At 67.1% G+C, this 26,303-nt stretch carries 22 protein-coding genes; 13 read left to right on the plus strand and 9 right to left on the minus strand.

Going from position 1 to position 26,303, the window contains the following annotated elements; translation table 11 throughout:
* The first annotated feature begins 1 nt into the window (after window position 1).
* Window positions 2–1,105, plus strand: coding sequence for an FUSC family protein (locus tag AABM56_RS14115; RefSeq protein WP_133861062.1), 1,104 nt, complete (start codon window positions 2–4; stop codon window positions 1,103–1,105).
* On the opposite strand, the gene AABM56_RS14120 is transcribed toward AABM56_RS14115, so the two are convergent.
* Window positions 1,045–1,509, minus strand: coding sequence for a hypothetical protein (locus AABM56_RS14120; protein ID WP_133861063.1), 465 nt, complete (start codon window positions 1,507–1,509; stop codon window positions 1,045–1,047). The genes AABM56_RS14115 and AABM56_RS14120 overlap by 61 nt on opposite strands.
* A gap of 501 nt (window positions 1,510–2,010) precedes the next feature.
* On the opposite strand from AABM56_RS14120, the gene AABM56_RS14125 reads away from it, so the two are divergent.
* The 5 genes from AABM56_RS14125 to AABM56_RS14145 all read left to right on the plus strand — a co-directional run bounded on the left by AABM56_RS14125 (window position 2,011) and on the right by AABM56_RS14145 (window position 6,289).
* On the plus strand, window positions 2,011–2,790 hold the full coding sequence (locus AABM56_RS14125) for a transporter substrate-binding domain-containing protein (RefSeq protein WP_133861064.1): 780 nt from the start codon (window positions 2,011–2,013) through the stop codon (window positions 2,788–2,790).
* Window positions 2,791–2,892: 102 nt separating this feature from the next.
* Window positions 2,893–3,633: an ABC transporter permease gene (locus AABM56_RS14130; protein WP_133861065.1), complete on the plus strand. Its 741-nt coding sequence runs from the start codon at window positions 2,893–2,895 to the stop codon at window positions 3,631–3,633.
* On the plus strand, window positions 3,630–4,340 hold the full coding sequence (locus AABM56_RS14135; protein WP_347883420.1) for an ABC transporter permease: 711 nt from the start codon (window positions 3,630–3,632) through the stop codon (window positions 4,338–4,340). Before AABM56_RS14130 ends, AABM56_RS14135 begins: the two co-directional genes overlap by 4 nt.
* Window positions 4,341–4,377: 37 nt before the next feature.
* Window positions 4,378–5,490, plus strand: coding sequence for a succinylglutamate desuccinylase/aspartoacylase family protein (locus tag AABM56_RS14140; protein ID WP_133861066.1), 1,113 nt, complete (start codon window positions 4,378–4,380; stop codon window positions 5,488–5,490).
* Window positions 5,491–5,524: 34 nt separating this feature from the next.
* Window positions 5,525–6,289: an ABC transporter ATP-binding protein gene (locus tag AABM56_RS14145; RefSeq protein ID WP_133861067.1), complete on the plus strand. Its 765-nt coding sequence runs from the start codon at window positions 5,525–5,527 to the stop codon at window positions 6,287–6,289.
* Between the two features lie 82 nt (window positions 6,290–6,371).
* Here AABM56_RS14145 and AABM56_RS14150 read toward each other — a convergent pair whose 3' ends face one another.
* Complete coding sequence (locus AABM56_RS14150; RefSeq protein ID WP_007158915.1) at window positions 6,372–6,503, minus strand: hypothetical protein; 132 nt, start codon at window positions 6,501–6,503, stop codon at window positions 6,372–6,374.
* A 469-nt stretch (window positions 6,504–6,972) separates the two neighbouring features.
* Between AABM56_RS14150 and AABM56_RS14155 the strand changes: the two genes are divergently transcribed.
* Window positions 6,973–7,698, plus strand: a complete 726-nt coding sequence (locus AABM56_RS14155; protein WP_133861068.1) for a TorF family putative porin — start codon at window positions 6,973–6,975, stop codon at window positions 7,696–7,698.
* 3 nt (window positions 7,699–7,701) lie between these two features.
* On the opposite strand, the gene AABM56_RS14160 is transcribed toward AABM56_RS14155, so the two are convergent.
* Together AABM56_RS14160 and AABM56_RS14165 are read right to left on the minus strand one after the other, a co-directional pair.
* Complete coding sequence (locus AABM56_RS14160) at window positions 7,702–12,048, minus strand: DEAD/DEAH box helicase (protein WP_347883421.1); 4,347 nt, start codon at window positions 12,046–12,048, stop codon at window positions 7,702–7,704.
* 231 nt (window positions 12,049–12,279) lie between these two features.
* Window positions 12,280–13,224: an NAD(P)-dependent oxidoreductase gene (locus AABM56_RS14165; RefSeq protein WP_133861070.1), complete on the minus strand. Its 945-nt coding sequence runs from the start codon at window positions 13,222–13,224 to the stop codon at window positions 12,280–12,282.
* 208 nt (window positions 13,225–13,432) lie between these two features.
* On the opposite strand from AABM56_RS14165, the gene AABM56_RS14170 reads away from it, so the two are divergent.
* The 4 genes from AABM56_RS14170 to AABM56_RS14185 all read left to right on the plus strand — a co-directional run bounded on the left by AABM56_RS14170 (window position 13,433) and on the right by AABM56_RS14185 (window position 18,957).
* Entirely contained in the window at window positions 13,433–14,662 is a 1,230-nt protein-coding gene (locus tag AABM56_RS14170; RefSeq protein ID WP_133861071.1) for a carbohydrate porin, read from the plus strand.
* Between the two features lie 98 nt (window positions 14,663–14,760).
* The gene (gene egtB, locus AABM56_RS14175) at window positions 14,761–16,044 is read left to right on the plus strand and encodes an ergothioneine biosynthesis protein EgtB (protein ID WP_133861072.1); all 1,284 of its coding nucleotides are present in this window, start codon (window positions 14,761–14,763) and stop codon (window positions 16,042–16,044) included.
* A 3-nt stretch (window positions 16,045–16,047) separates the two neighbouring features.
* The gene (gene egtD, locus AABM56_RS14180; protein WP_133861073.1) at window positions 16,048–17,010 is read left to right on the plus strand and encodes an L-histidine N(alpha)-methyltransferase; all 963 of its coding nucleotides are present in this window, start codon (window positions 16,048–16,050) and stop codon (window positions 17,008–17,010) included.
* A gap of 114 nt (window positions 17,011–17,124) precedes the next feature.
* Window positions 17,125–18,957, plus strand: a complete 1,833-nt coding sequence (locus tag AABM56_RS14185) for a bifunctional diguanylate cyclase/phosphodiesterase (RefSeq protein ID WP_133861074.1) — start codon at window positions 17,125–17,127, stop codon at window positions 18,955–18,957.
* A 55-nt stretch (window positions 18,958–19,012) separates the two neighbouring features.
* Here the strand turns inward: AABM56_RS14185 and AABM56_RS14190 are convergent, their stop codons facing one another.
* Together AABM56_RS14190 and prmB are read right to left on the minus strand one after the other, a co-directional pair.
* Window positions 19,013–20,332 carry a DEAD/DEAH box helicase gene (locus AABM56_RS14190; protein ID WP_133861075.1) on the minus strand — a complete coding sequence of 440 codons (1,320 nt, stop codon included), beginning with the start codon at window positions 20,330–20,332 and terminating at the stop codon, window positions 19,013–19,015.
* Between the two features lie 50 nt (window positions 20,333–20,382).
* Window positions 20,383–21,297 (minus strand): 50S ribosomal protein L3 N(5)-glutamine methyltransferase, encoded by a 915-nt coding sequence (gene prmB, locus AABM56_RS14195; RefSeq protein WP_133861076.1) that lies wholly within the window; start codon window positions 21,295–21,297, stop codon window positions 20,383–20,385.
* Window positions 21,298–21,408: 111 nt separating this feature from the next.
* Here prmB and AABM56_RS14200 point away from each other — a divergent pair, with 111 nt between their 5' ends.
* On the plus strand, window positions 21,409–23,175 hold the full coding sequence (locus tag AABM56_RS14200; protein ID WP_133861077.1) for a thiamine pyrophosphate-requiring protein: 1,767 nt from the start codon (window positions 21,409–21,411) through the stop codon (window positions 23,173–23,175).
* Between the two features lie 69 nt (window positions 23,176–23,244).
* Window positions 23,245–23,568 (plus strand): hypothetical protein, encoded by a 324-nt coding sequence (locus tag AABM56_RS14205; RefSeq protein WP_133861078.1) that lies wholly within the window; start codon window positions 23,245–23,247, stop codon window positions 23,566–23,568.
* On the opposite strand, the gene AABM56_RS14210 is transcribed toward AABM56_RS14205, so the two are convergent.
* The 3 genes from AABM56_RS14210 to AABM56_RS14220 are packed head-to-tail and all read right to left on the minus strand — an operon-like array spanning window position 23,569 to window position 26,278.
* Window positions 23,569–24,438, minus strand: coding sequence for a rhomboid family intramembrane serine protease (locus tag AABM56_RS14210; protein WP_347883422.1), 870 nt, complete (start codon window positions 24,436–24,438; stop codon window positions 23,569–23,571).
* Entirely contained in the window at window positions 24,435–25,394 is a 960-nt protein-coding gene (locus AABM56_RS14215; RefSeq protein WP_133861080.1) for a metallophosphoesterase, read from the minus strand. Before AABM56_RS14215 ends, AABM56_RS14210 begins: the two co-directional genes overlap by 4 nt.
* The gene (locus AABM56_RS14220; RefSeq protein WP_007158929.1) at window positions 25,394–26,278 is read right to left on the minus strand and encodes an NAD(+) kinase; all 885 of its coding nucleotides are present in this window, start codon (window positions 26,276–26,278) and stop codon (window positions 25,394–25,396) included. Before AABM56_RS14220 ends, AABM56_RS14215 begins: the two co-directional genes overlap by 1 nt.
* Between the last annotated feature and the right edge of the window lie 25 nt (window positions 26,279–26,303).

A 26,303-nucleotide genomic window follows, 5' to 3' on the forward strand; every position in this document is an offset into this window, starting at 1 on the left:
GATGGCTGGCCAGACAGCGCCGCCGGTGACCGCTGGCGCCTTGGGCGCGCAGCGGGAACCGCGCTGGGCCTTGGCGCTCGCCTGCCTGCCGGCCCTGGTGGCGATCCTGCTCACCGGCGGGTGGACCGGGGCCTGGCTCCCCTGCGTGGTGGCCCTGGGTGGCGCCTATACCGTCGGCTTCGGCGCCTACAAGAGCTTTGCCGCCGAGCCCCTGGCGCCCATGCTGGTGGCGGCGCTGGGCATGGCCTTTTCCGCCGTGGTCGGCTCCCTGCTGGGTCAGCAGCTGCTGGCGCTGGTCCTGGCCGGCGCCCTTTGGGCGGCCTGCTGCGCCTGGCTGTTCGCCGTTGGCAATGGCCCCTGGTGGATCACCCAGCAGTGGACGGTGGCCCTGCTGGTAGCCGGCGGCTTTCCCGGCGATCTGCACCAGGCCCTGCTGCGGGGTGGACTGGTGCTCGGCGGCGGACTGCTGCAACTGCTGTTCTTCGCCCTCGTACAAAAGGCCCTCTATCGCTCCCAATGGCGGCTGCGCACCGGTTCCCTCAAGGCCCATCTCAGGGAGGTGGTGGTGCTGTTCGAGGACAGATTTCGGCTCGGCCGCTACGGCTTCTATGCCGCCGCCGTGGTCGCCCTCTGCCAGACCCTGACCGGCCTGCTCGATTACGGCCACGGCTACTGGGCGCCGATGACCGCCCTGCTGGTGCTCAAGCCGCGGCTGGGCGATACCTGGCGGCGCGGCCTGGGTCGGCTGGGCGGCACCCTGGCCGGTTGCCTGCTGGCGGGCGCGGTGGTCTGGCTCGACAACACGCCCGCCGTCCTGGCCGCTGCCTGCCTGCTGTGTGCGGCGGGCGCCTATCTGCTGCAGGACGGTCGCTACTCGCTGCAGACGCTGTTCATCACCGGCACCACGGTGCTGATGGTCGCCCTGGCCGGCGCCCCCGAGGCGAGCATCGCCCGTGAGCGGATCGGCAGCACCCTGCTCGGCGGTACGGTCGCCCTGCTCTTTCTGGCGCTGGAAGCCGGCGTCGCGCGAATCCTCGCGCGGTTTCAGCGGCGCCGCCGGTTGCGCCAGGCGAACACCAGCAAAGCCAACAGGGCGCCCAGGTAGCTGCCATCGTGCATCCAGGCCGCCAGCAGGAAACCTCTGCGGTCCTGCACGCAGTCCGGCACCCGCAGGACGCTGCCCAGCTCCAGGGCGAGCCAGCCCAGGCCCAGGCCCAGCACGGCGCAACCCAGCGCCCCGAGCAGCACGGCCGCGCTGCCGCGCCACAGATAGCGGTCACCGCCAGGACGTCCGCGCGCCAGCCAGAGCAGCGCCAGGCCCAGCGGCAGTCCTGCCGCCGCGCCGGCCTGGAGGCCGACCCGGGCCACTCGCCAGCGGGGCGCCAGCTCGCTATCGAGCAGCCCGAATTGCGCAAATTTCAGGCAATCGAAGTAATCCGGCCCCAGGCCGTAGCTGAGCTGGTCATGCAGCGCCCCATAGAGCGCGGCCAGGAGGACCAGCGCCAGCAACCTGCCCAGGCTCCGCGCCACCGGCTAGCCCAGTGCCTTATGGCAGCCGGGCAGGCCGCATACCCTTACCCACGCGCGGACATGGCGGCACCGGTAGCCGCTCGGCGCCGGAATCCTGCGGGGGGTCATCTTCTTTTCGCCATCGCTCATCCGGCTTCGCTCCCGTTTCCTTTGCACACAGCTGCACTCCGTGACTGCTACCGAACAGATACGATGTCTTAGCGAAGCGGACCTTCTGCTACCTTTCTGCCCACCTTTGGCGCATGCGTATTTTTTTAGACCCAAAGCGGTGCGTTCGTCCGCGCCGGGCAGGAAAGCCGCGCCTTTCCGGTGCATAATGCGCGCCGCTCGGCGGGGTCGGCTGCTACAGGATGTAACCAACGCGGCAACCGCGTACAGATTTGGGACGATCTTCGCCGACTGGTAAGCTTATTGCTCCCGCGAGGGCACGGGCGTCGTACTGGCGCCATGATTTCATCCACATTCGCACTAGGATCCGACATGAAAAAAAGCTGGCTGACTCTCTCTGCGCTCGCCCTGTGTCTGGCCGCCGGTTCGGCGATGGCCAAGGAATGGAAAGAGATCCGCTTCGGTGTGGATACCACCTATCCGCCCTTCGAATCCCAGGCCGCCGATGGTAGCTTCGTCGGCTTCGACATCGAACTGGGCAACGCCATCTGCGAAAAGCTGGCGGTGAAGTGCAAGTGGGTGGTGAGTGACTTCGACGGCCTGATTCCCGGCCTGCGCGCGCGCAAGTTCGACGGCATCCTGTCCTCGCTGACCAAGACCCCGGCGCGTGCCGAACAGATCGACTTCTCCGACCTGCTGTGGTCGGGCCCCTCCTCCATGGTCACCAAGGAAGGCGCCAACCTGCAGGCCACCGCGGAAAGCCTGAAGGGCAAGACCGTGGGCGTGCAGCAGGGCACCATCCAGGAAACCTTCGCCAAGCAGAAGCTGGCGCCCAACGGCGTAAACGTCCAGAGCTACCAGAACCAGGATCAGGTCTATGCCGACCTGGTGTCCGGTCGTATCGACGTCGCCATGCAGGACATGCTGCAGGCCGAAGGTGGCTTCATGAAGTCGCCCCAGGGCAAGGGCTACACCAACACCGCCATCCATGACGAGTTGCTGCCGGCCGATACCGCCATCGGTATCCGCAAGGGCAACGACGAGTTCAAGACCTTCGTCAACAAGGGTATCGCGGCCATCCACGCCGACGGCACCTACGACAAGATCCAGAAGAAGTACTTCGGCGACCTGAACCTCTACGATCCCAAGTAAGGTCGGTTCGGCAAACGCCTCCGGTGCCACCGGGGGCGTTTTACGTATGACCGCCGGCGCCCACCGCGCCGGCGGCCTCACCAGGCGATTTTCCCAAGACGCATGCAGCAGAATTCCTTCGACTCCTTCTTGCAGTCCATCGGACTGGGCACGCTCAGCCTGCATGGCTACGGCCCGCTGATCCTGGAAGGCACCCTGACGACCCTCAAGCTCGCCGGCTTCGCGCTGATCGTGGCGGTCATCCTCGGCCTGCTCGGCGCCTCGGCCAAGCTGTCGCGCCTCGCGCCCCTGCGCTTCATTGCCCAGAGCTACACCACCCTGATCCGTGGCGTGCCCGATCTGGTGCTGATGCTGCTGATCTTCTACAGCCTGCAGAACTGGCTGGGCGCCCTCACCGACTACATGGGCTGGGATTACATCGACATCGATCCCATGGCCGCCGGTATCGCCACCCTCGGCTTCATCTACGGCGCCTACTTCACCGAGACCTTTCGCGGCGCCATCCTCGCCGTGCCGCGCGGTCAGGGCGAGGCCGCCCTGGCCTACGGGCTGAGCCGCTGGCAGACCTTCACCCTGATCACCTTTCCGCAGATGATGAGATTCGCCCTGCCCGGCATCGGCAACAACTGGCAGGTGCTGCTCAAGGCCACCGCGCTGGTCTCCATCATCGGCCTGGCCGATCTGGTCCGCGCCTCCCAGGAGGCCGGCAAGGGCACCTTCAAGCTGTTCTATTTCCTGATCGTCGCCGGCGTCATCTATCTGCTCATCACCGCCGTGACCAACGCCATCCTCGGGGCCCTGGAACGGCGCTATCACGTCGGCGTGCGGGAGGCCAAGCGATGATCGAACTCCTGGAGCAATACTGGAAACCCCTGCTGTGGACCGATGGCTACCACATCACCGGCCTGGCCATGACCCTCTGGCTGCTGGTGGCCTCGGTGGTGATCGGCTTCATCGTATCGGTGCCGCTGTCGGTGGCACGGGTCTCGGAGCGCCGCTGGCTGCGCTGGCCGATCGGCTTCTATACCTACGTCTTCCGTGGCACCCCGCTCTATCTGCAGCTGCTGATCTGCTACACCGGCATCTACAGCCTGGGCTTCGTGCGCGACCAGCCGATGCTGGGCAGCTTCTTCCGCGACGGCCTGAACTGCACCATCCTGGCCTTCGCCCTGAATACCTGCGCCTACACCACCGAGATCTTCGCCGGGGCCATCCGCAACACCCCCCACGGCGAGGTCGAGGCGGCCAAGGCCTACGGCCTGGATGGCTGGCGCCTGTACGTGCACGTCATCCTGCCTTCGGCGCTGCGCCGCTCGCTGCCCTTCTACAGCAACGAAGTCATCATGATGCTGCACTCCACCACCCTGGCCTTCACCGCCACGGTGCCGGACCTGCTCAAGATCGCCCGCGATGCCAACACCGCCACCTTCCTGACCTTCCAGGCCTTCGGCCTGGCCGCGTTGCTGTACCTGGCGGTGTCCTTCATCCTGATCGGCCTGTTCCGCCTGGCGGAGCGCCGCTGGCTGGCCTTCCTCGGCCCGACCCACTGACCCAAGCGGCCGCGCCCGGCGCGGCCCCGGAGTTGTCATGCGCCATCTCACCCATCCGCTGGTCGCCCCGGTCCCGGGCACCGAGCGCTGCATCCACAGCTTCCACTTCGGTCCCGCCGACAGTGGCCGCAAGGTCTATATCCAGGCCTCGCTGCATGCCGACGAACTGCCCGGCATGCTCACCGCCTGGCACCTCAAGCAGCGCCTCCGGGCGCTGGAAGCCGCCGGCGAGCTCCTGGCCGAGGTGGTCCTGGTACCGGTGGCCAACCCCATCGGCCAGGATCAGCAGGTCGCCGACGTCCACCTCGGTCGCTACGAGCTGGAAAGCGGGCAGAACTTCAATCGCCGCTTCCGCGACATGACCGCCCAGGTCGAAGCCGCCATCGCCGAACGCCTCGGCGACGACGTGAGCGCCAACCAGGCCCTGGTGCGCGAGGCCTTCCGCACCGCCCTGGCCGCGGAAGCCGCCACCACCCAGCTCGACAGTCAGCGCCTGACCCTGCAGCGCCTGGCCTGCGACGCCGAGGTGGTGCTCGATCTGCACTGCGATTTCGACGCGGTCGCCCACCTCTACACCACGCCGGAAGCCTGGCCCCAGGTCGAGCCGCTGGCACGCTACTTCGGTTCCGAAGCTAGCCTGCTCGCCACCGATTCGGGCGGCCAGTCCTTCGATGAATGCTTCACCCTGCTCTGGTGGAACCTCAACCAGCGCTTTGGCGAGCGCCTGCCCCTGGGCAGCCTGTCGGTGACCCTGGAGCTGCGCGGCCAGCTGGACGTGCGTGACGAACTCGCCGCGGCGGATGCCGAGGCCATCGTCAACTACCTGCGCCACCAGGGCTTCCTGAGTGGCGCCGCCGTCCCCCTGCCGCCGCTGCTGCAACCGGCCACGCCGCTGGCGGCCGTGGAGCCCGTGGCGACCACCCAGGGTGGCGTGCTGGTGCTCAAGGCCCAGGTGGGCGAGCGCATCGCGGTCGGCCAGGTGCTGGCGCAGGTCGTGGACCCCATCAGCGACCGCGTCGAAGAGGTCCGCAGCGCGGTCGCCGGCATCCTCTATGCGCGTTCCAATCGCCGCATGGCCACGGCCGGCATGGTGATCGCCCATGTGGCGGGCACCGAGGCCTATCGCAGCGGCTACCTGCTCTCGCCGTGACCCCTACCCCTTTTCAGCTGTGGAATTCCTATCCATGTACAAACTGACCGTCGAAGGCCTGCACAAGCGTTACGGCGACCACGAAGTGCTAAAGGGCGTCTCGCTCAAGGCCAAGACCGGCGATGTGGTCAGCCTGATCGGCGCCAGTGGCTCGGGCAAGAGCACCTTCCTGCGCTGCATCAACTTCCTCGAGCAGCCCAACGCCGTGACCATGACCCTGGATGGCGAGACCATCCGCATGGCCGAGGATCGCGGCGCCGTCCGGGTGGCCGACGCGGCCCAGCTGCAGAATCTGCGCACCCGCCTGGCCATGGTCTTCCAGCACTTCAATCTCTGGAGTCACCTGAGCGTGCTGGACAACATCACCCTGGCACCGCGCAAGGCGCTGGGCATCAGCAAGGCGGAAGCCGAAGAACGCGCGCGCAAGTACCTGGACAAGGTCGGTCTGCAAGCGCGGGTCGCCGATCAGTATCCGGCCTTCCTTTCCGGCGGCCAGCAGCAGCGGGTGGCCATCGCCCGCGCCCTGGCGATGGAGCCGGAGATTATGCTGTTCGACGAGCCCACTTCGGCGCTCGACCCGGAGCTGGTCGGCGAGGTGCTGAAGGTGATCCGCGCGCTGGCGGAAGAAGGCCGCACCATGCTCATGGTGACCCACGAGATGGCGTTCGCCCGCGAGGTGTCTTCTCAGGTGCTGTTCCTGCACCAGGGAGTGGTGGAGGAAGAAGGTCCGCCGAGCGAAGTGCTGGTGAGCCCGCGTAGCGAGCGCCTTCGCCAGTTCCTCAGCGGCAACCTCAAGTAACCCTGGGTCCCCACCCGGGGTACCGCGCGCGAACCGGTCGGCTCCAGCCGGCCGGGTTCGCGTCCGTCAAGGCTGGTGGCGCTTAGCGGCGCTGCTGCTGGCGACGACGCTGGGCAGCCAGCTGCTCGCGTTCACGGCTGGGAATCGGGATGGCCTTGACCAGACCGAGTCGCGCGAGCAGGTCCAGCATCAGAGCTTGTATACGGTCGTTCATGGAAACTCCTCGAGCCAGCGCTCAATCAGGGACAGCCATAGTGGGCAGACCTCGCTGCCCTCCTCCACAATATTGAGTCTTTCTGGTTCGATTCAATCCACCAACGTGCGGTTGTTCGTCGCAACAGGGCTGCGCTTTGTCAAAAAGTGTGTCTTTTGCCCGAAGACAGCGCCAATGCCGCTCAGACGCCAGCCTGGTCAACCTCGCCGATTGTTGTTGGAACCCATATCAAATCTGTCGGTCTTGATACTGCTATCGAGTTCAATTCTCGACTCGAAAACTGACGAATGGTGAAAATATGCCGCTGTCGTTGGTTATCATCGCCGGACGATAACGGGTTAGCCGCGGTTTCTCATCCAATAACAACGATGTCATCAGGGTGCTCGCACCTCGATGTTCTCCCTGCTTGTTGTTATCCCCATCACATTCTTTCTCCAGTTAGCGTGACCGGCACGGCAGGAGTGCTCCCATGACCAGATCCTTACCTCTCTTCATCGCGCTCGGGCTGCTGGCCAGTCCGGCGCTGGCGGCCAGCTGGGGCATGCAGCGCGAGGTAGGGGATTTCGATCTGAAGATGGGCACGGCGCCGTCACGCAGCATGGCTCAGGGTCTGGTCGCGCCCAACTCCGCCGGCATGGGCGGGGGCTTCGATCTCACCCACGACAGCGGCCTGTATTTCGGCCAGTGGACGACCAACAACGCCTCGTCCGCGGACGCGCCACTGCTGGAGATGGACACCTACGCGGGCTACAAGCACCGCTTCGCGCCTGGCTATGGCTACGAGCTGGGCGTGATCAACTACAGCAACCTGATCCAGAACGTCGATCCCAGCCGCGAGCTGTATTCCGGGATGACCGTCTATGGCAAGCGCCTGGGCGCGGCCTTCGCCAATGACCCGGGGCGCCACAACGCCTCGGTCTATGCCGACCTGGGTACGCTGCCGCTGATCAAGACCGGGGTTTCGCTCAAGTACACCAACTACGTACTGGATGTGCCCTCGACCCTCGACAGCGGCGGCATGGTACGCAGCTTCAACGACTGGTCGGTGAATCTGAGCCGCAAGTGGGTGAACACCCTGTTCAACCTGACCTACAGCGGCACCAGCCTGAGAGGCGCCGACTGCTCGGTGTATTCGGGCCACAATACCTACTGCGACAGCGCCCTGATGCTCAAGGCCTCGCACCCCTTCTTCTAGTCGCTACTGCCGCAGCAGGCTGCGCCCGATGCCCACCTGGGGTCGTTCCCGCCCCAGTTGCTGCAGGGCCTGCCGCGCCCGCACCTGTTCCCCGGCTTCCAGCTCCACCAGCCAGCTGACCTTCGTCCCTACCCGCGCGGCGATGGGCACCCCGTCGCGATAGAGCAGGCGATTGCCGGCCACGGCGGGTACCTTGGCGCCGGGCAGCAGGGTACCGACCAGGTTGAGCGGATCCAGCGCCGAGACGCACACCCACAGGTCTTCCGCCGGGCGCTGGCGCCACTCGCGCAGGGGGGCGATGGCGGCCGGATCGGCGAATTGCTCGCCGGAGAGCCCGGCAATGAAGCGACCACCGCGGATCTCGCCGCGGGCTTCCAGGCGATGGCAGGCACGCAGGAGATCCCGCCAGGGCGGCAAGACGGCGCTCTCCCGCTGCAGCAGCTGCCAGCAGAGCACGCCATAGCGACGCAGCAGCAGCCCGACCAGGCGCTCCAGCAGCGCATCCGGCAGCCGCGCATCGTCCGGCGCCTCGGCCGGCCGCAAGGCGACCCAGCGGCCGGCATCCTCCATCCCGCCATAGAGCGCCATGCGCCCGCGGCGCAAACCGCTGCGACCGCTGCCGCGCTTGGCTGCCGGCTGCAGCAGGGCGCGCAGACCGGCGAAGCTGTCGGCGTTGACCGCACCGGCCCCCACCAGCTCGCCCAGAGCGGTCTCCAGCTCGCTGCGCAGCAGGCGCGCCGCGCCGAGCAGCTCATCGAAGAAGGAGGCACCGCGTTGCGTCAGCACCTCCAGCACCCGCTGTGCCTTGGGTGACAGCATCTCGCTGCCGGTGGGCTCGGTCAGGCTGTTCCAGTCGACCAGGTGGCGCCGCGGCAGCAGGACGATGGGCGAACCCTTGACCGGTCCGCTACCGCCACGCCCCGCCTGGGGCAGGCGCAGCCAGACCACGCGACCGGCGCGGCAGAGGTCATCGAGGTAGGTGAACTGATAGTCCGGCAGGCGACTGGGCAGGATCTCGCCTTCCCAGCCGGCGGCGGCGACCTCGAAGCCTTCCAGCAGGCCGATCACCTGCTCCAGGCCCTCGTTGCCTCTCAGGCTCGCCGGACCGGCCAGCTGCTGGTGCTCCAGCAGGAATCTCAGGTAGTCGGCCAGGGCCACCGGCTCGATGGCCTTGCGTAGTCGCCCCAGGGTGTAGCGATGGATCCGCGCCAGCAGGTGCCGCTCGCACCACTCCACGCTACCGCCTGCCGCAGTGAAGCGCCCCTGCAGGACATAGCCCTCGCCCTGCAGGGCCAGCAGCGCCGGCGTGAGCTGCGCCGACGGCAACCCGAGGCTGGCGGCCAGCTCGTCCTGGTCTACCGGACCCAGCGCGGTGAGTCGCGCGCGCAGTACCTCGACCAGGGCCACCTCGGCATCCGCGGGCGCCGCGAAACCTGGCGGCGCACTGAGCACCGGCTCCGTGGCGGCGCCAGGTAACAGCACCTGGAACAACGGCAGTCGCTCGGCCGCGATCCAGAGGGTCGCCGCCGGCAACCGCAGCCGCCCTGCCCGTCCGGCCTTGACCAACTGGCGGGCCTGGGCCTGGTGGGGTGCCAGTTCCGCCTCGGTGAGAAAGCCGATCCCGAGCAGGGCTTCGTGCAGGTCATCGGCACTCTCCAGCCGCGGCCAGGCCTCCGCTCGAACCAGGTCGATGGCCGCTGGATCCAGGGCGCCCAGCTCGTCCGGATCGGCGCCGCCGAAACGGCGATTCTGCACCGCCAGGGTCCGCCGCTCTTCGACGGGGGCGTCGTCCAGATAGGCATAGGGTTTGGCCGTGAGCATCTCGGCAGCCAGTGGCGAAGGTCCGGGCAGGTCGCGGGTCAGCAGGGTCAGTTGGCCACCGGCGATACGTGCCAGCAGGGCCAGCCAACCGCGGCTGTCGAGGGACTCGTGCAGGCAGTCGTCGAGGGTCTGGCGGACCAGCGGATGATCCGGCACCTGCCGCTTGCCGGCGAGATTTTCCAGGCAGGCGACCTGGTCGGGAAAGACCGTGGCCAGGAGATCTTCGCTGCGCATGCGCTGCACCTGGGTGGCCACCTTGCGCCCGGCGCTGAAGCGCGGCAAGGCCAGGGCCGTGGTGGCATTCCAGCGCCAGCGCACGGCGAACAGCGGGGCGTCGAGCAGCGCCTGGATCAGCACCGTCTCGGCGGTGGCCGGATGCAGGTAGCGCCAGACCTCGTCGAGCACGAAGCTGTGGCTGGTGGCCAGCGACAGGATCAGGGCGTTCTCGGTCGCCGCCGCCTGCAGCTCGACATTGAAATTGCGGCAGAATCTTTTGCGTAGGGCCAGGCCCCAGGCGCGGTTGATGCGGCTGCCGAAGGGCGCATGGATGATCAGCTGCATGCCGCCGGCCTGGTCGAAGAATCTCTCCATCACCAGGGTCTGCTGGGTCGGCAAGGCGCCCAGCGCCTGGCGTGCCCGACCGAGATAGTCCACCAGCTGGCGCGCCGCGCCCTCCTCCAGCGCATAGGCCGCGCCGAGGCGGGCGATGGCCGGCTCCGGGGGTTCGCCGGCCGCGGGCAGCAGGGGTTCGAGTTCCGCGCGCAGCCGCGCGAGGCCAGCCGACAGCTCATCGCTGCGCCCCGGCGCCTCGCCGTGCCAGAAGGGGATGTTGGGCGGCTGTCCCTTGGCATCCTCCACCCGCACCTTGCTGCCTTCGATCTTGACGATGCGGTAGGCGGTGTTGCCCAGCTGGAAGACGTCGCCCACCAGGCTTTCGAAGGCGAAATCCTCGTTGACGCTGCCAACGGTATGGCCCTGGGGTTCGAGCAGCACGCTGAAATCGCCACTCTCGGGGATGGTGCCACCGCTCATCACCGCAGTCGCCTTGCCGCCCCGGCGGCCACGCAGGAGACCGTTGACCGCGTCCCGATGAACATAGGCGGCGCGCGGACCGCGGCGATCCGTATAGCCCTGGCTGAGCATCTCCACCACGGCCCGGTAATCGGCCTCGCTCAGCGCGGCATAGGGCTCGGCCTGGCGCAGCACGGCCAGCAGGCCCGTCTCCGACCACTCCTGGCAGGCGACCTCGGCCACCAGCTGCTGGGCCAGGACGTCCAGGGGCGCCACGGGGATGTGCAGGGTATCCAGCTCACCGCGACGCACGCAGTCGAGCAGCGCCACGCACTCCACCAGGTCGTCGCGCGAGGTGGGAAACAGCCGTCCCTTGGGCAGGCCGCCGACCTGGTGGTTGGCGCGACCGACCCGTTGCAGGAAGGCGGCGATGGAACCCGGCGAGCCGATCTGGCAGACCAGGTCGACCTCGCCGATGTCAATGCCCAGCTCCAGGGAAGCCGTCGCCAGCAGCAGGCGCAATTCGCCGCGCTTGAGGCGCTGCTCGGCGTCCAGTCGCTGCTCCCGGGCCAGGCTGCCGTGGTGGGCGGCGACCTGGGTGCTGCCGAGGCGATCCGACAGCTGGCGCGCCATGCGCTCGGCCAGGCGACGGGTGTTGACGAACACCAGGGTGGTGCGGTGCGCCTCGGCCAGTTCGGCCAGGCGGTCGTAGACCAGCTCCCAGGCCTGGGTGGACAGCATGGACTCCAGGGGAATGGGCGGCACCTCCAGGGCCAGGTCGCGGGCGCGCTGGTGGCCGATGTCGATCACCGTACAGGGGCGGGGCTGGCCCTGGGCATCGCGCCCGACCAGAAAGGCGGCCACGGCGGCCAGCGGCTTCTGGGTGGCGGACAGGCCGATGCGCTGCAGCGACTGCCCGGTGAGGGCTTCCAGTCGCGCCAGGCTCAGGGTCAGGTGGCTGCCGCGCTTGCCATCGGCGATGGCATGGATCTCGTCGACTATGACGCCGCGCACGCTGGCCAGCATTCGTCGCCCGGAATCCGAACCCAGCAGTACATAGAGGGATTCGGGCGTGGTGACCAGCAGGTGCGGCGGCCGCCGGCGCATGGCCGCCCGCTCCTTTTGCGGGGTATCGCCGGTACGCACCGCCGTGCGCAATGCCAGCGGCGGCAACCCCCGCGCGTCCAGCGCCGCGCCGATGCCGGCCAGGGGTTCTTCGAGATTGAGGCGGATGTCGTTGGACAGGGCCTTGAGCGGGGACACATAGAGCCAGAGACAGGCCTCGGGCAGGCCGTCTGCCTGCAACGCCTCCTGGACCAGGCCATCCAGCACGGCGAAGAAGGCGGTCAGCGTCTTGCCCGAGCCGGTGGGGGCCGCCACCAGCACCGAGGCGTCGGCGCGAATGGCCGGCCAGGCCTGCAGCTGCGCCTCGGTCGGGGCGGGAAAGCGCGTCGTGAACCAGCTGCGCGGCGCGTCGTGAAAGTCCGCCAAGACGGCGGCAGGCGAGTTCGAGGTCATGCGCTCAATATGGGAGTGGCCAGCAGGGGCCACAACCCAAGCCGACCGGTGGCGAACAAGAGCCTGTTTAAAGTCTAGCGAGCTAGAGCCAGACAAGGCGAAGAGACCTGAGGAAGCGGACCGGGCTCGCGTGCGAGTTTACGATTGGTAAATGAGCATTCCGACCGGGCTGGCGATCCAGGGTGTATTCAACGCCGTTTGGCCGACGCGCAGCGGACTTTCAAGAGGCTCTCAGGCGATGCGATTGCGCAATTCGCCCCCCTCCAGCATGGCTTCGAGGTTGCCCAGCATCACCTGTTGCTGGGCCTGCTGGGCCGAGGCCGCATTGGCCGCGACATGGGGGCTGAGCACCAGGTTGGGCTGCTGGCGCAGGCGTTCGGGCACCTCGGGTTCGCGGGCGAAGACATCCAGCGCCGCGCCGGCGATCACTCCCTGCTCCAGGGCCTCGGCCAGGGCCTCTTCGTCGACCACGCTGCCGCGAGAGATATTGACCAGATGGCCCTCCGCACCAAGCGCGGCCAGGACCCCGGCATCCACCGCGCCCATGGTCTCGGCGCTGGCGCGGACCGCCACCACCAGCACATCGCTCCAGCGCGCCAGACCAAGCAGACTGCCATGATAGGCATAGTCCAGCCCCTCCCGCGGCGAGCGATTGAAGTAGCCGATTTCCATGTCGAAGGCCTCGCCGTGGCGGGCGATGCGCCGACCGATCTCGCCCAGGCCATAGATGCCCAGGCGCCGCCCGGCCAGGCCCGGCACCTGGGGCATGCGCTCGACGGCATTGCCCTGCCAGCGACCGCTGCGGACGAAGGCATCGCCCTGCAACAGGCGACGGGCGCTGGCCAGGATCAGGCCAAAGGTGAATTCCGCCACGGCGGTGGCGTTGGCGTCACCGGCGGTGGTCACGGCGATGCCGCGCTCGCGACAGGCCGCCAGCTCCACGCCCTCGTAGCCGGTGCCATAGCAGGCCACCAGGCGTAACGCCGGGAGCGCGTCGAGCAAGGCCGCGCGAGTCGGCAGGCCGCCAATGGTCAGCAGGGCCACCGCCTCCTCGGCACCGACAGGCAAGGCCGCAGGATCGGCTGAAGGAAAGGGACCCAGTACCCGGTAGTGAGCCTCGAGTTGGTCGACCAGTCCCTGGGGCAATTGCGGGGCCATCAGCAGCGTCGGTTTCATCTTGTAATACTTTCCCTGGCCAAAAACCCCAGCGTCGCCAGCGGGAGGCATGGTCGTCAACCATTCTCTTTAGGCCGCCGCTTTCGGCCCTGTTCGCCCAGGTCTCGACCTCGATCCAAGTCCTTGATAGGACAAGGTTTTCGTGCAACTTGTCGACCTGGCATCAGGTCCGATCGGCGTTCGCCAAACCACAGAGGGATTTTTGGGTATGAGTAGAGTTTTTCGCCAGGCCGGCACCGGCGCCTGCCTCGCCCTGCTTGCCGGCAGCCTGCCACTGAACGCCGTGGCGCTGGAATTCAGCGGCTACGGCCGGGTGGGTGTCGGTGGCGCTGCGGAAGGCGGCAAGCAGAGCTGCTTCCAGCTGCCCGGCGCACCCGCCAAGTACCGCCTGGGTAATGAATGCGAGACCTACTGGGAACTCGAACTGCACCAGACCCTGTACAGGGGCGTCGATGGCACCGAACTCAAGGTGCATGGCATGGCCAGCCTCTACAACGTCTATGACCAGACCCCCACCTTCAGTGGCGACAACGGCAACGTCCGCCTGCCGCAGATCTGGACCAGTCTCAGCCTGCCGGCGCTCAATGGCGGCGGACTCTGGGCCGGTCGCCGCTACTACAAGCGTCATGACATCCATATCAACGACTTCTACTACTGGAATCCGAGCGGCACCGGTTTCGGCGTCGAGGACTACGGCCTGGGCGACAGCGGCCTGCGGCTGAGCTACGCCTTCAGTCGCGAAGACAACGTCGACCAGCCGGACAAGGCCAATCGCCACGATCTGAACCTGGGCGGCATCAAGACCAATCCCGGCGGCGAGATCGAACTGGGGCTGTCCTATATCCAGCGCCCCGGCCAGGTGCAGAACGCCCACAGCGGCTGGTCGGCCACCGCCGAGCACAAGCAGTCGCAGTTCTTTGGCGGGGTCAATGTCTTCACCGTGCAATACGGCCGCGGTCCGGGCACCGGTCTGGGCGCCACCGGCAGCCTGACCGCCGACCGCGATTACGAAAGCCTGCGCGTACTCGAATCGCCGCGCTGGCAGCTCACCCCGCGCTTCGGCGGCCAGTTGCTGGCGCTCTACCAGCGCGACCGGGCGCCGGGCGATGGCGGCCAGACCTGGTATTCCTTTGGCGTGCGGCCCAGCTATGCCTTCACCCGGCTGTTCAAGCTGCAGGTGGAGTTCGGCCACGACCAGATCCACCCCGACAGCGGTGCCACCCGCACGCTGAACAAGGTCACCGTAGCGCCGACCCTGGCGCTGGGCGGCATGGGGCTGATGGACCGACCGGAGATCCGCCTCTACTGGACCTACGCCAGCTGGAACCGCGGCGCCCAGGACGCTGCCGTGGCCGGCACGGCGCTGTCAGACAGCGGTGCCTTCGGCGATGCCCGCCACGGCAACAACTTCGGTGTGCAGCTGGAAACCTGGTGGTAGAGAGCGGCAAGCGAGACCGCCCGTCATAACCGGGCGAACTAAACTTATGGCGTCCGGTCGGTTTCCTGACAACCAAAAGGCCGACCAGGGAGAACGCCATGAATCCTCTCGCCCGCGAGCTGCCCGCAGCGAGTGACACCGCCACCACCCTGCTCGACCGCTTCCAGCGCGTGCGCAGGGCCAGCGAGGCCCTGTGCGCCCCGCTCACCGTCGAGGATTACGTCATCCAGAGCATGGCCGACGTCAGTCCGCCGAAATGGCACCTGGCCCACGTCACCTGGTTCTTCGAGGCCTTCATCCTCAAGCCCTTCCTCAAGGGTTACCAGACGCCCAATCCGGCTTACGACTACCTGTTCAACTCCTATTACGAGACCCATGGCAAGCCCTTTCCCCGGGCGGCCCGCGGGCACCTGTCGCGACCGGGCGTGGACGACGTCTATCGCTTTCGTGCGGCGGTGGACACCGCCATGGCCGAACTGCTCAGCGCGCCGCCCGCCGAACACGCCGTCGAGATCGCCCGACGCCTGGAGCTGGGTCTGCACCACGAGCAGCAGCACCAGGAATTACTGCTCATGGACATCAAGCACATCCTCGCGCAGAACCCCCTGCACCCGGTCTATCGCGCCGACCTGGCCAAGGGGCCCACAGCGCCGATAGCGCCCCTGGGCTGGGAAAGCCATCCAGGCGGCGTCCGGCATGTCGGCCATGGCGGCGACGGCTTCGCCTTCGATTGCGAGACGCCGGTCCACCGCCAGTTCGTCGATGACTTCCAGCTGGCCGATCGGCTGGTCACCAATGGCGAATACCTGGCCTTCATCGAAGACAATGGCTACGGCCGCAGCGATCTCTGGCTGTCCGACGGCGCCGCGGCCATCCGCAGCCTCGGCTGGCAGGCGCCGCTGTACTGGCAGAAGCTCGATGGCGTCTGGCATCACTTCACCCTGGGCGGCCTGACTCCGGTGGATCAGGCTGCACCGGTCTGCCACCTGAGCTTCTATGAAGCCGATGCCTACGCCAGCTGGGCCGGCGCCCGGCTGCCCACCGAGGCGGAATGGGAGACCGTGGCGGCGCGCCAGCCGATCCAGGGAAACTTCGTCGAGCAGGATCACCTGCAGCCGGTCGCCAACGCGAGCCAGGGCATGCGCCAGCTGTTCGGCGATGTCTGGGAATGGACCGGCAGCGCCTTCCGCCCCTACCCCGGCTTCAAACCGCTGCCGGGCAGCCTGGGCGAATACAACGGCAAGTTCATGTCCGGCCAGATGGTCCTGCGCGGTGGCTGCTGCGCCACGCCCCAGGACCATGTGCGCGCCTCCTATCGCAACTTCTTCTATCCCACCATGCGCTGGCAGTTTTCCGGCCTGCGCCTGGCCAGAGAGGTCTGACCCATGGCCCTAGCCGTGCGCTTCTTCGATCAGCAACCGGTGAGCGTCGCCGACAGCTCGCTGCGGGACGATGTGCTCCAGGGCTTTGCCCAGACCCCGAAGGCGTTGTCGCCGAAATATTTTTACGATCAGCGCGGCTCCGAGCTGTTCGAGGCCATCACCCGGCAGCCCGAGTACTATCCCACCCGTACCGAAGAGGCCATCCTCGCCACGGTGGCCGGTGAGATCGCGCGCCTGGCCGGACGCGATGCCGCCCTGGTCGAACTGGGCAGCGGTGCCAGCCGCAAGGTGCGCCTGCTGCTGGAAGCCATGCACCCGGCCGGCTACCTGGGCATCGACATCTCCCGGGAATTCCTGCTCAGCAGCACCCAGCGGCTGGCGGCCGACTACCCCTGGCTGGACGTCAGCGCCGCCTGCGCCGACTTCAGTCGACCCATGACCCTGCCCGACAGTCTCGACGGCCTGCGTCCCATCGCCTTCTTTCCGGGCTCGAGCATCGGCAACTTCACCCCGGAAGAAGCCGGCGTCTTCCTGCGCAACCTGCACCGGATGCTGCCGGCCACCGGGGGCCTGCTGATCGGGGTGGACCTGATCAAGGACCGGGCGCGGCTGGATGCGGCCTACAACGACGCCGCCGGGGTGACCGCCGATTTCAATCTCAACCTGCTGGAACGCATCCGCCGCGAGCTGGACACCGATCTCGATCCGCAGCGCTTCCGGCACCTGGCCTTCTTCAACGAAGAACAGGCGCGCATCGAGATGCACCTGGTCAGCACCCGTGACCAGACCGTACGTCTCGAAGGTCGCCGCTTCGCCTTCCGTGAAGGCGAACGTCTGCATACCGAGAATTCCTACAAGTACAGCCTGGAGAGTTTTCGCGCGCTGGCCAAAGACGCCGGTTTCAGACAGGTGCGGGTGTGGACCGACCCCCAGGCGCTGTTTGCCGTCTTCTACTTCGCGGCCTGAGCCTTTTGACAGATAAATGACGACTAGCAGAGTGTGAGGCGGGTAGTGAGGGAACTCTCGACCCGATCACGCTCTAAGTAGCAATCTGCTACTACAGCGCACCGAGACGTTGCTATGGAGCCTGCTCCACTCACTGCGGCCAATGAACGCCAGCGTCTTGCACTGCTGCGCGATCTCGCCTTGATCGACCGCCCTTCCGACCGTGCCTTCCAGGATCTCACCGAGCTCTGCGCGCGGCTGTTCGATGTCCCCTACGCCATGATCTGCTTTCTTGACGGCCAGCAGGTCCATTGTCGCGCCACCGTGGGCTGCGCGCCGCTGACCGTGCCGCGCACCCAGTCGTTCTGCCAGCACCTGCAGGAAACCAGCCTGCCGCTGCAGGTGGAAGACGCCCGCAACGACGCCCGCTTCGCCGACCTCCAGGTGGTCACCAGCGCGCCCCACATCCGCTATTACCTGGGCGCACCGCTGCGCACGACCGAAGGGCTGATGCTCGGCAGCCTCTGCCTGTTCGATTCGGCACCCCGTGCCGCCCTGCCCCAGGATCGGCTGATCGCGCTGCAGCAACTGGCGGCCCTTGCCAGCCAGCACATCGAACTGCTGCGCACCGAAGCCTTCTGGGACCCGGTCACCCAGTTGCCGAATGGCCAACGCTTCATCGAGGATGCCGAAGCCCTGACCCGTTCCGGCACCCGCGTGGTGGCCGTGGCGGCCGATCTGTTCGCCCAGAGCTATCTCAACGATTTCATCAAGGCCATGGGCCAGGCCCACTTCGATGGCCTGCAACGCGCCATCAAGCAGCACCTGCGCCGTCTGCTGCCGGTCGAGCTACCCCTGTATCGCCTGGGGCCGGCCCGCTTCGGCTTTCTGCTGCACGACGCCGACGAGACCGCGCAACAGGCGCTGCTCGAACGCCTGCAGGAGGAATTGACCGGGGTGCTCGACTACAACGGCATTCCCATCCAGACCCGCCTGGGCCTGGGAATCATGTCCCTGACCGACGATCACCCCACCGACTGGCTGCGCGCCCTGATCGCCACCGCCGACGATGCCCGCGCCGAGATGCGCGGCTGCCGGCATTTCGATCCGCAGCACGATGCCGCCTACCGCCGCGCCTTCGCCCTGCTCAGCGCCCTGCCCCAGGCGCTGCGCGCCGAGGATCAGCTGAGCCTGGTCTACCAGCCGCGCATCGATCTGGCCACCGGTCGCTGCCACAGCGTCGAGGCACTGCTGCGCTGGCAGCATCCGCACCTGGGGTCGGTCAGTCCGGCGGAATTCATTCCACTGGCGGAAAAGACCGCGCTGATCACCGCCCTGAGTCGCTGGGTGATGCAGCAGGCCATCAGCCAGGCCTACACCTGGCAGCGGGAAGGTCGGAGTCTGGGCGTGGCGATCAACATCTCCGCCCATGACCTGAACGATCCGGACTTCACCGAGCAGACCACCGAGTTGCTGCAGCGCTATCCGGTCAATCCCCGGCGCCTGGAACTGGAGGTCACCGAGAATGCCCTGCTGGGTGACGTGGCGCTGATCCATCGCCAGCTGGCCGCCCTGCGCGAGCTGGGCATCGGCATCGCCATCGACGACTTCGGTACCGGCTACAACAACCTCTCGCACCTGCGCGAGTTGCCGGCCGACACCATCAAGATCGATCGCAGCTTCGTGCGCGAACTGACCCATCGCACCAAGGACCGGCTGATCGTCAGCTCGCTGATCGAACTGTCCCACCAGCTGGGCTTTCGCATCACCGCCGAAGGCATCGAGACCGCCGAGGCCCTGGCCAGCCTGCTGGCCATGGGCTGCGACGAAGGCCAGGGCTTCTGGATCGGCAAGCCCATGCCCGAACCGGAGTTGCAGGCCTGGCTGCTGATCCAGCAACCGGATCTGCAACGCTCGACCCGTCGCGCACCGGTCTTCCAGCTGTTCGACAACACCGCCAAGCACTGAGCCCGCCCTGCCCCGCGGTCGCGCCGCGGGGTGGCGCCTCAGGTCCGGCGCGGGATCACTCCTGGGTGCGCTTGCGCGGCGGCGCGAAGCCGTCGGCCGAAGTCGGCACCAGGGCGCCGGGGCGGCGCTCGGACTTGGGTTTGGCCTTGGTCTTGGCCTTGCCGTCCTTCTTGCCCTCGGTCTTTTTCTTCTTCACGCCGGCAGCCTTGCCCGACGCCTTGAGCTTTTTCGGGCCGTTGTAGCTGGCCTTGAGACCCGGCAGGTGACGGCGCTCGAATCTCAGCTTGAGATAGCGCTCGATGCTGGACATCAGATTCCAGTCGCCATGGGTGACGAAGGAGATCGCCAGGCCGGCCTCGCCGGCGCGCCCGGTGCGGCCGATGCGGTGGACGTATTCGTCGCCACTGCGCGGCAGGTCGTAGTTGATCACCAGGTCGAGGCCTTCGACGTCCAGGCCGCGAGCAGCCACGTCGGTGGCGATCAGCACCTTGACCGCGCCGCTCTGCAGCCGCTCCACGGCCAGCTTGCGGTCCTTGGTGTCCTTGTCGCCGTGCAGCACGAAGACCTTGAGGCCCTCGGCCACCAGGCGGCCGGTGAGGCGATCGGCCTGCACCTTGGTGTTGGTGAAGACGATGGCCTTGCGATAGGTCTCGTTGGCCAGCAGCCACTGCAGCAGGCGTTCCTTGTGCGGGGGCTCGTCGGCCAGGATTACCTGCTGCACCACGGCTTCGTTCAGTTCGCCAGTGCGGTCCAGCATGAGATTCTGCGGCTCGCGCAGGACCTGCTCGACCACCTGACGCAGGCTGTTGCCACCGCTGGTCGCGGAGAACAGCAGGGTCTGGCGACCCTCCCGCTCGCAGCTCGCGGCGATCTGCAGCACGTCCTCGGAGAAGCCCATGTCGAGCATGCGGTCGGCTTCGTCGAGTACGAGCATCTCGATGTCTTTCAGGTTCACGTTTCCGGCGTTGCGCTGCTCCAGCAGGCGACCGGGGGTGGCCACCAGTATCTCCGGATTCTTGCGCAGGCCGGCGGCCTGGACCCGGAAGTCCTCGCCACCGATCACCAGGCCGGCCTTGAGAAAGGTGAACTGGCCGAAGCGTTCGATTTCCTTGGCGGTCTGCTGGGCCAGCTCGCGGGTCGGCAGCAGGATCAGCGCGCGGGCGCCGGAGCGCGGCTTGGGATCCTTGAGCAGGCGATCCAGCAGCGGCAACAGAAAGGCGGCGGTCTTGCCGCTGCCGGTGCGGGCGGTGACGCGCAGGTCATGACCTGCCAGGGCCGGGCCCACGGCAGCGGCCTGGACCGGAGTGGGCGTCTTGAAGCCCAGGGTATCGAGGGCCTTGAGCAGGCGCTCGTGCAGAGCGAGTTCGGTAAACACGGGTAGACCTCGGTAAAAAAAGGGCGGCCGCCGCGGGCGACCGCAGGTGATCAGGGGACCAGACGGCTGCGGAACAGCGCCTGATGCTCGCGGCACTGGGCGGCGGCCAGCAGGAAGACGCCATGGCCGCCGCGCTCGAATTCGAGCCAGGTGAAATCGACTTCCGGATAGAGCGCCTCGACGTGGACCTGGCTGTTGCCCACCTCCACGATGAGGATGCCCAGCTCGGTGAGGTGATCCGCGGCCTCGGCCAGCATCCGCCGCACCAGGTCCAGGCCGTCGTCGCCACAGGCCAGGCCCAGGGCCGGTTCGTGCTGGTATTCGGCCGGCATGTCGGCGAAGTCCTCGGCATCCACATAGGGCGGATTGCTGACGATCAGATCGAAACGCTGCCCTGGCAATCCGGCGAAGCCGTCGCCCTGGACGGTATAGACGCGATCCTCCAGGCCGTGGCGCTCGATGTTCTGCCAGGCCACTTCGAGGGCGTCGTAGGACAGATCGCCCAGGGCTACCTCGGCCTCGGGGAAGGCATAGGCGCAGGCGATGCCGATGCAGCCCGAGCCGGTACAGAGATCGAGGATGCGCGCCGGCGCGGCCGGCAGCCAGGGCGCGAATTGCGCGTCGATCAGCTCGCCGATGGGCGAGCGCGGCACCAGCACCCGCTCGTCGACGGTGAACGGCAGGCCGCAGAACCAGGCTTCGCCGAGCAGATAGGCGGTCGGCACACGCTCCTGGATGCGCTTGTGCAGGAGCACCCCGAGTTCGTAGCGCTCGTCGTCTTCCAGGGCGCAGTCCAGGTAGCGATCGGCGGTGTCCCAGGGCAGGTGCACGGCGCCCAGCACCAGGGCGCGGGCCTCGTCCCAGGCGTTGTCGTGGCCATGGCCGAAGAACAGCTCTTCGGCATGGAAGCGGCTGACGGCCCAGCGGATGTGGTCGCGCAAGGTGCGCAGGCGGGATTCGCTCATGAAAGGCTCCGGATGATCAGCCGCGCATTCTAACCCGCGCCCGGTCCGGCTGCAGGAACTTAACGTCCGGGCCCTTCTTCCTAAGCCTAGACCTTCAACGAGGAGAACGTCATGAGCAAGACCGTAGCCGATCATCTCTGGGAGCGCCTCGGCCAGTGGCACGTCGAGCGCATCTTCGGTTACCCCGGCGATGGCATCAACGGCATCATGGGCGCCCTGGGTCGGGTAGCCGACCAGTTCGACTACGTGCGGGTGCGCCACGAGGAGATGGCCGCCTTCATGGCCTGCGCCCATGCCAAGTTCACCGGCGAGGTGGGCGTCTGCCTGGCCACCTCCGGGCCCGGGGCCATCCATCTGCTCAACGGCCTGTACGACGCCAAGATGGACCATATGCCGGTAGTGGCCCTGGTGGGCCAGCAGGCCGCCTCTTCACTGGGCAGCGACTATCAGCAGGAGGTCGACCTGCACACCCTGTTCAAGGACGTCTCCGCCTATGTGGAGACGGTGGTGCATCCGGCGCAGCTGCGCCATGTCATCGACCGCGCCTTCCGCGTGGCCATCGCCGAGCGCCAGGTGGCGACGGTGATCATCCCCAACGACATCCAGCAGTTGCCGGCGGTGGAAAGTCCGCCGCACCAGCACGCCAATGTCCTTTCCGGTGCCGGGGCCATCCCGCCGCGACCCTATGCCCAGGAAGACGACCTGCAGGCCGCGGCAGACATCCTCAATGCCGGCAGGAAGGTTGCCCTGCTGGTGGGCGCCGGCGCCCTGCAGGCGCGCAGCGAGATGATGGCGGTGGCCGAGAAGCTCAGCGCCGGGGTGGCCAAGGCGCTGCTGGGCAAGGGCGTACTCTCCGACGAACTGCCCTATGTCACCGGCGCCATCGGCCTGCTCGGCACCGAGGCCAGCGATCTGCTGATGAAGGAATGCGACACCCTGCTGATCGTCGGCTCGACCTTCCCCTATACCGAATTCCTGCCTCAGGAAGGCCAGGCGCGAGCGGTGCAGATCGACCTGCATGCGCGCAACATCAGCATGAGATATCCCATCGAGCAGCCGTTGCTGGGCGATGCCGCCGAGACCCTGAGACGCCTGCTGCCACTGCTGGAGAGCAAACCCCACGATAAATGGCGCGCGCGCATCGAAAAGAGCGTGGCCGCTTCCTGGCACTCCATCGAGCAGCGCGCCCTGGCGCCCGCCGAGCCGATCAATCCGCAGCGGGTGTTCCACGAACTTTCCAGCCAGCTGCCACAGGATGCCATCCTCTGCGGCGACAGCGGCTCCCACACCAACTGGTATGCCCGCGACATCCGCATGCGCGGGCAGATGCTGGGGTCGCTGTCGGGCAAGCTGGCGACCATGGGCTGCGGCATTCCCTATGCCATCGCGGCCAAGTTCGCTCATCCGGATCGTCCGGTGATCGCCCTGGTGGGCGATGGCGCCATGCAGATGAACGGCAACGCCGAACTGGTCACCCTGCAGCAGTACTGGAAGAGATTCAGCAATCCGACCTTCATCGTCATGGTGCTCAACAACGGCGATCTCAATCAGGTGACCTGGGAGCAGCGTGCCCTGGCCGGGGATCCCAAATTCGCCCCGGCCCAGGATGTGCTCGATTTCCCCTATGCCCGCTATGGCGAATTGCTCGGCTTCAAGGGCCTGCGCATCCATCGCCCGGACGAGGTGGCCGATGCCTGGCAGCAGGCCTTCGAAGCGGATCGCCCGGTGGTGCTGGAATTCGTCACCGACCCCAGCGTGCCGCCGCTGCCGCCGCACATCAGCTTCGAGCAGGCCAGGGCCTTCCTCGGCGCTATCGCCAGTGGCGATCCGAATCGCTGGGACATGCTCAAGCAGGGAGCCCGGCAGCTGCTGCGCTAGCCCGCGCCGCTCAGGCTCGCCAAGCAACGCCGAGGCGTATAACCTCGGCGGCCTTACAGAGCCTGGGGTATGAGCATGCAGTTGCCCGAGCACGACCGTTTCGATCCGCCGCCGCTGCGCCTGCGGCGGCCCTTCCTGACCTCCCTCACCGCCGGCCTCGGCACCTTCTCGGTGCTGACCGGCCTGGCGGCGCTGCTGGCTGGCGGCGCCGCCCTGCTGCAGCTGCCGCAGCTGACCCCCTATCTGACCCTGACCCGCGAGACCGCCCAGGGCGTCCTGGGCGGCGGCGCGCTGCTCTTGCTGGTCGGGTTCTGGTTGCGCCGCCGCAGCCAGCGGCGCTGGCGCTATCGCAATGCCTTGAGCCTCGCTCCCGAGCTCAAGCGGCGACGCTAGCTAGCGCTGTCGCAGGCGGGCCAGGCCACCGCCCAGCAGTCCGGTGAGGCAACCCAGCACCAGACCGCCGACATGGGCGCCATTGGCGATGGAGCCGAAACCGAGCAGATCGAAGACCCCGGTCAGGCAGATCACCAGCCAGATCAGCATCATGGCAACCACGCCACGGGGCATGCGATAGGCCGGATTGGGCGCCAGCCACTGGAACACCCAGCAATGGCCGAGCAGACCATAGAGCACGCCGGACAGGCCGCCGAACAGCGCCGGCCCGGTCCAGGCGTACTGCACCAGGTTGGAGCCGGCGGCGAACACCAGGGTCAGGAGCAGCAGCAGCAGGCCGCCCTGGCGGAATTCGATGCGGCGACCCAGCTCCCAGTACCAGAGGGCGTTCATCGCCAGATGCAGCAGGCCGAAGTGCAGGAAGATCGGGGTGACCAGTCGCCACCATTCGCCGCGGGCCAGGCTGGCGTCGAGATCGAGAAAGGCGATGTGCTCCGCATCGATCAGGCGGAATTCCTGCAGCGTCAGGTAGTGGATCAACGCCAGGTTGTCGCCCAGTTCGGTGGCCAGGCCCAGCAGCAGGGTGACGGCAAGAAAGACGGCGCTGACCGGACTGGCCTTGAGTTGCGCCAGCAGCCCGAAGCCCCGCGGTCCACGCGTCGCCTGGACCTCGCCGCGCGGATCGCCGTCGGGATAGCGTTCATAGAGGCTGCGGGTCTCTTCGATCCGCGCCGGGTCCAGCACCCAGAGCACCTGGCTGTCGCCCTCTTCCACCACCCGGTGGCGGATCTGCAGGCGCCGCAGCAGGCGCGTGAAGCCCAACAGGTCACGGCCCAGGGGCACGCGCAGCACGGGTTGCGGCTGGTTCATCGCCCCTCCTCGCGCTGCACGTCGATCCAGACGAACTTGGCCGGGTCGATCTGGCGTTCGTCGTCGAGGCGGTAGGCCACCAGCTTGCCGTACTTGACCGCACTGTAGTCCAGGCAGGCGAGGTTCGGCCGCAGGGGTTCGGGATGGCCATCGCGCCAGTAGTGACCGACGAACAGCATCGGCTCATCCTCGCCATAGCAAAGCAGCCCGGCCTTTTCCTCGTCGCTCAAGGGTTCGCAGGCGATTTCCGCTGGCAAGGCATCGGGCTGGAAGACCACGTCGCCATAGGTCTGGGGATCGCTTTCCCAGAACTTGGTGCGAAAGCGCGCCCGCACATAGCCATCGCTGCCGGTGAGGCGCAGGCCATGGGGCAAGGGCAGCGAGACGCCATTGAGCAGGCGCGAGGCGACCCGGCTGGCCATGCTGCCACCGACGATGGACTGGCGCACGAAGTCCTCGTCGATGCAGGCATCCGGATAGTGGTGGAGGAATTCGTCGATCAGCCGCTGATCCCAGCAGGCATGGACGATGCGGAAGTGCCCGAAGTCCTTGCACAGCGGCAGCCGGTAGAGCCAGCGCAGGTGGTCCTGCCACTCGCCGGGATGGTCGGCGAAGGCCGCCAGGGTCTCCTGGATCAGCTGGCGATGGCGCGGCGTGTGTTCGCGTACCCAGGTCTGGCCGGTGCCGGGCAGCGCCGGGGTGTGCCAGGCCAGGGCATTGAGTTCGTGATTGCCGAGGATGCAGTGGGCATGGCCACCTTCGACCATGGCCCGCACCCGGCGCAGGGAGCCGCGGATGCGCGGGCCGCGATCGACCAGGTCACCGAGAAAGATCGCCTGGCGCTCCGGGTGCTGCCAGACGCCGTCCACCTGCCGGTAGTCAAGGCGCTCCAGCAGCAGGTCCAGGGTATGGGCGCAGCCGTGGAGATCGCCGATCAGATCGTAGCCCAGGGGCATCAGTCGTCTCCCAGCCGACTGCCCCAGCCGAGCTTGGTCCGGCAGATCTCGTAGTAGTTGTGATCCAGCGGATGGATCAGCCTGAGTTTGTGCGGCTTCTTCTGAATGGTCACGGTATCGCCGGGTGCGCAGGTGAAATGATTCTGGCCATCACATGAGACCTGCGGATAGATCGTCATGTTCGGCGACACCAGGATCGACAGGGTGCTGTCGCCGGACACCACGATGGGCCGGCTGGACAGGGTGTGGGGATACATGGGCACCACCACGATGGCATCCAGCTTGGGATGCATGATGGGGCCGCCGGCCGACAGCGAGTAGGCGGTGGAGCCGGTGGGGGTGGCGACGATCAGGCCGTCGGCGCGCTGGCTGCAGACGAACTGGCCGTCGATGTACAACTCGAATTCGATCATCCGGGTGGACTTGCCCGGATGCAGCACCACGTCGTTGAGGGCATCGCCCTGGCCGATCATCTCGCCGCCACGCTCGACGAAGGCGTCGAGCAGGAAGCGCGTCTCCATCAGGTACTGACCGTCGAGCACCTCGGCGACCTTGGTCTCCAGTTCATCGGGACGGATATCGGTGAGAAAGCCCAGCTTGCCGCGGTTGATGCCCAGCACCGGCACCCGCGGGCGCACCAGGGCGCGGGCGGCGCCCAGCAGGCTGCCGTCGCCGCCGACCACGATCACCAGGTCGCAGATCTCGCCCATGAGCTTGCGCGACACCGTCTGCAGGCCATGCCCGGGCAGGACCTCGGCGATGGTGTTTTCCAGGATGACGTTGCGCCCGCGTTGCAGCAGAAAGGTCTTGAGCCGGCGGATGGTGTCCAGCACCTGGGTGCTGCCGAGTCGACCGATGATGCCGATGTTACGAAAGGAGTCCATGACGCGCCGGCGGCCCCGTTGGCTG

This window comes from Pseudomonas aestiva, assembly GCF_039908605.1.
Lineage (GTDB): Bacteria > Pseudomonadota > Gammaproteobacteria > Pseudomonadales > Pseudomonadaceae > Chryseomonas > Chryseomonas aestiva.

What these genes read in the sequence shown, in the direction of transcription:
- AABM56_RS14155 (WP_133861068.1), top strand. Translation starts at nt 6,973, where the DNA reads ATGACCAGATCCTTACCTCTCTTCATCGCGCTCGGGCTGCTGGCCAGT.
- AABM56_RS14150 (WP_007158915.1), bottom strand. Translation starts at nt 6,503, where the DNA reads ATGAACGACCGTATACAAGCTCTGATGCTGGACCTGCTCGCGCGACTC.
- AABM56_RS14200 (WP_133861077.1), top strand. Translation starts at nt 21,409, where the DNA reads ATGAGCAAGACCGTAGCCGATCATCTCTGGGAGCGCCTCGGCCAGTGG.
- AABM56_RS14160 (WP_347883421.1), bottom strand. Translation starts at nt 12,048, where the DNA reads ATGACCTCGAACTCGCCTGCCGCCGTCTTGGCGGACTTTCACGACGCG.
- AABM56_RS14205 (WP_133861078.1), top strand. Translation starts at nt 23,245, where the DNA reads ATGAGCATGCAGTTGCCCGAGCACGACCGTTTCGATCCGCCGCCGCTG.
- egtD (WP_133861073.1), top strand. Translation starts at nt 16,048, where the DNA reads ATGGCCCTAGCCGTGCGCTTCTTCGATCAGCAACCGGTGAGCGTCGCC.
- AABM56_RS14170 (WP_133861071.1), top strand. Translation starts at nt 13,433, where the DNA reads ATGAGTAGAGTTTTTCGCCAGGCCGGCACCGGCGCCTGCCTCGCCCTG.
- AABM56_RS14220 (WP_007158929.1), bottom strand. Translation starts at nt 26,278, where the DNA reads ATGGACTCCTTTCGTAACATCGGCATCATCGGTCGACTCGGCAGCACC.
- AABM56_RS14130 (WP_133861065.1), top strand. Translation starts at nt 2,893, where the DNA reads ATGCAGCAGAATTCCTTCGACTCCTTCTTGCAGTCCATCGGACTGGGC.
- AABM56_RS14210 (WP_347883422.1), bottom strand. Translation starts at nt 24,438, where the DNA reads ATGAACCAGCCGCAACCCGTGCTGCGCGTGCCCCTGGGCCGTGACCTG.
- prmB (WP_133861076.1), bottom strand. Translation starts at nt 21,297, where the DNA reads ATGAGCGAATCCCGCCTGCGCACCTTGCGCGACCACATCCGCTGGGCC.
- AABM56_RS14140 (WP_133861066.1), top strand. Translation starts at nt 4,378, where the DNA reads ATGCGCCATCTCACCCATCCGCTGGTCGCCCCGGTCCCGGGCACCGAG.
- AABM56_RS14115 (WP_133861062.1), top strand. Translation starts at nt 2, where the DNA reads ATGGCTGGCCAGACAGCGCCGCCGGTGACCGCTGGCGCCTTGGGCGCG.
- egtB (WP_133861072.1), top strand. Translation starts at nt 14,761, where the DNA reads ATGAATCCTCTCGCCCGCGAGCTGCCCGCAGCGAGTGACACCGCCACC.
- AABM56_RS14185 (WP_133861074.1), top strand. Translation starts at nt 17,125, where the DNA reads ATGGAGCCTGCTCCACTCACTGCGGCCAATGAACGCCAGCGTCTTGCA.
- AABM56_RS14135 (WP_347883420.1), top strand. Translation starts at nt 3,630, where the DNA reads ATGATCGAACTCCTGGAGCAATACTGGAAACCCCTGCTGTGGACCGAT.
- AABM56_RS14145 (WP_133861067.1), top strand. Translation starts at nt 5,525, where the DNA reads ATGTACAAACTGACCGTCGAAGGCCTGCACAAGCGTTACGGCGACCAC.
- AABM56_RS14165 (WP_133861070.1), bottom strand. Translation starts at nt 13,224, where the DNA reads ATGAAACCGACGCTGCTGATGGCCCCGCAATTGCCCCAGGGACTGGTC.
- AABM56_RS14125 (WP_133861064.1), top strand. Translation starts at nt 2,011, where the DNA reads ATGAAAAAAAGCTGGCTGACTCTCTCTGCGCTCGCCCTGTGTCTGGCC.
- AABM56_RS14215 (WP_133861080.1), bottom strand. Translation starts at nt 25,394, where the DNA reads ATGCCCCTGGGCTACGATCTGATCGGCGATCTCCACGGCTGCGCCCAT.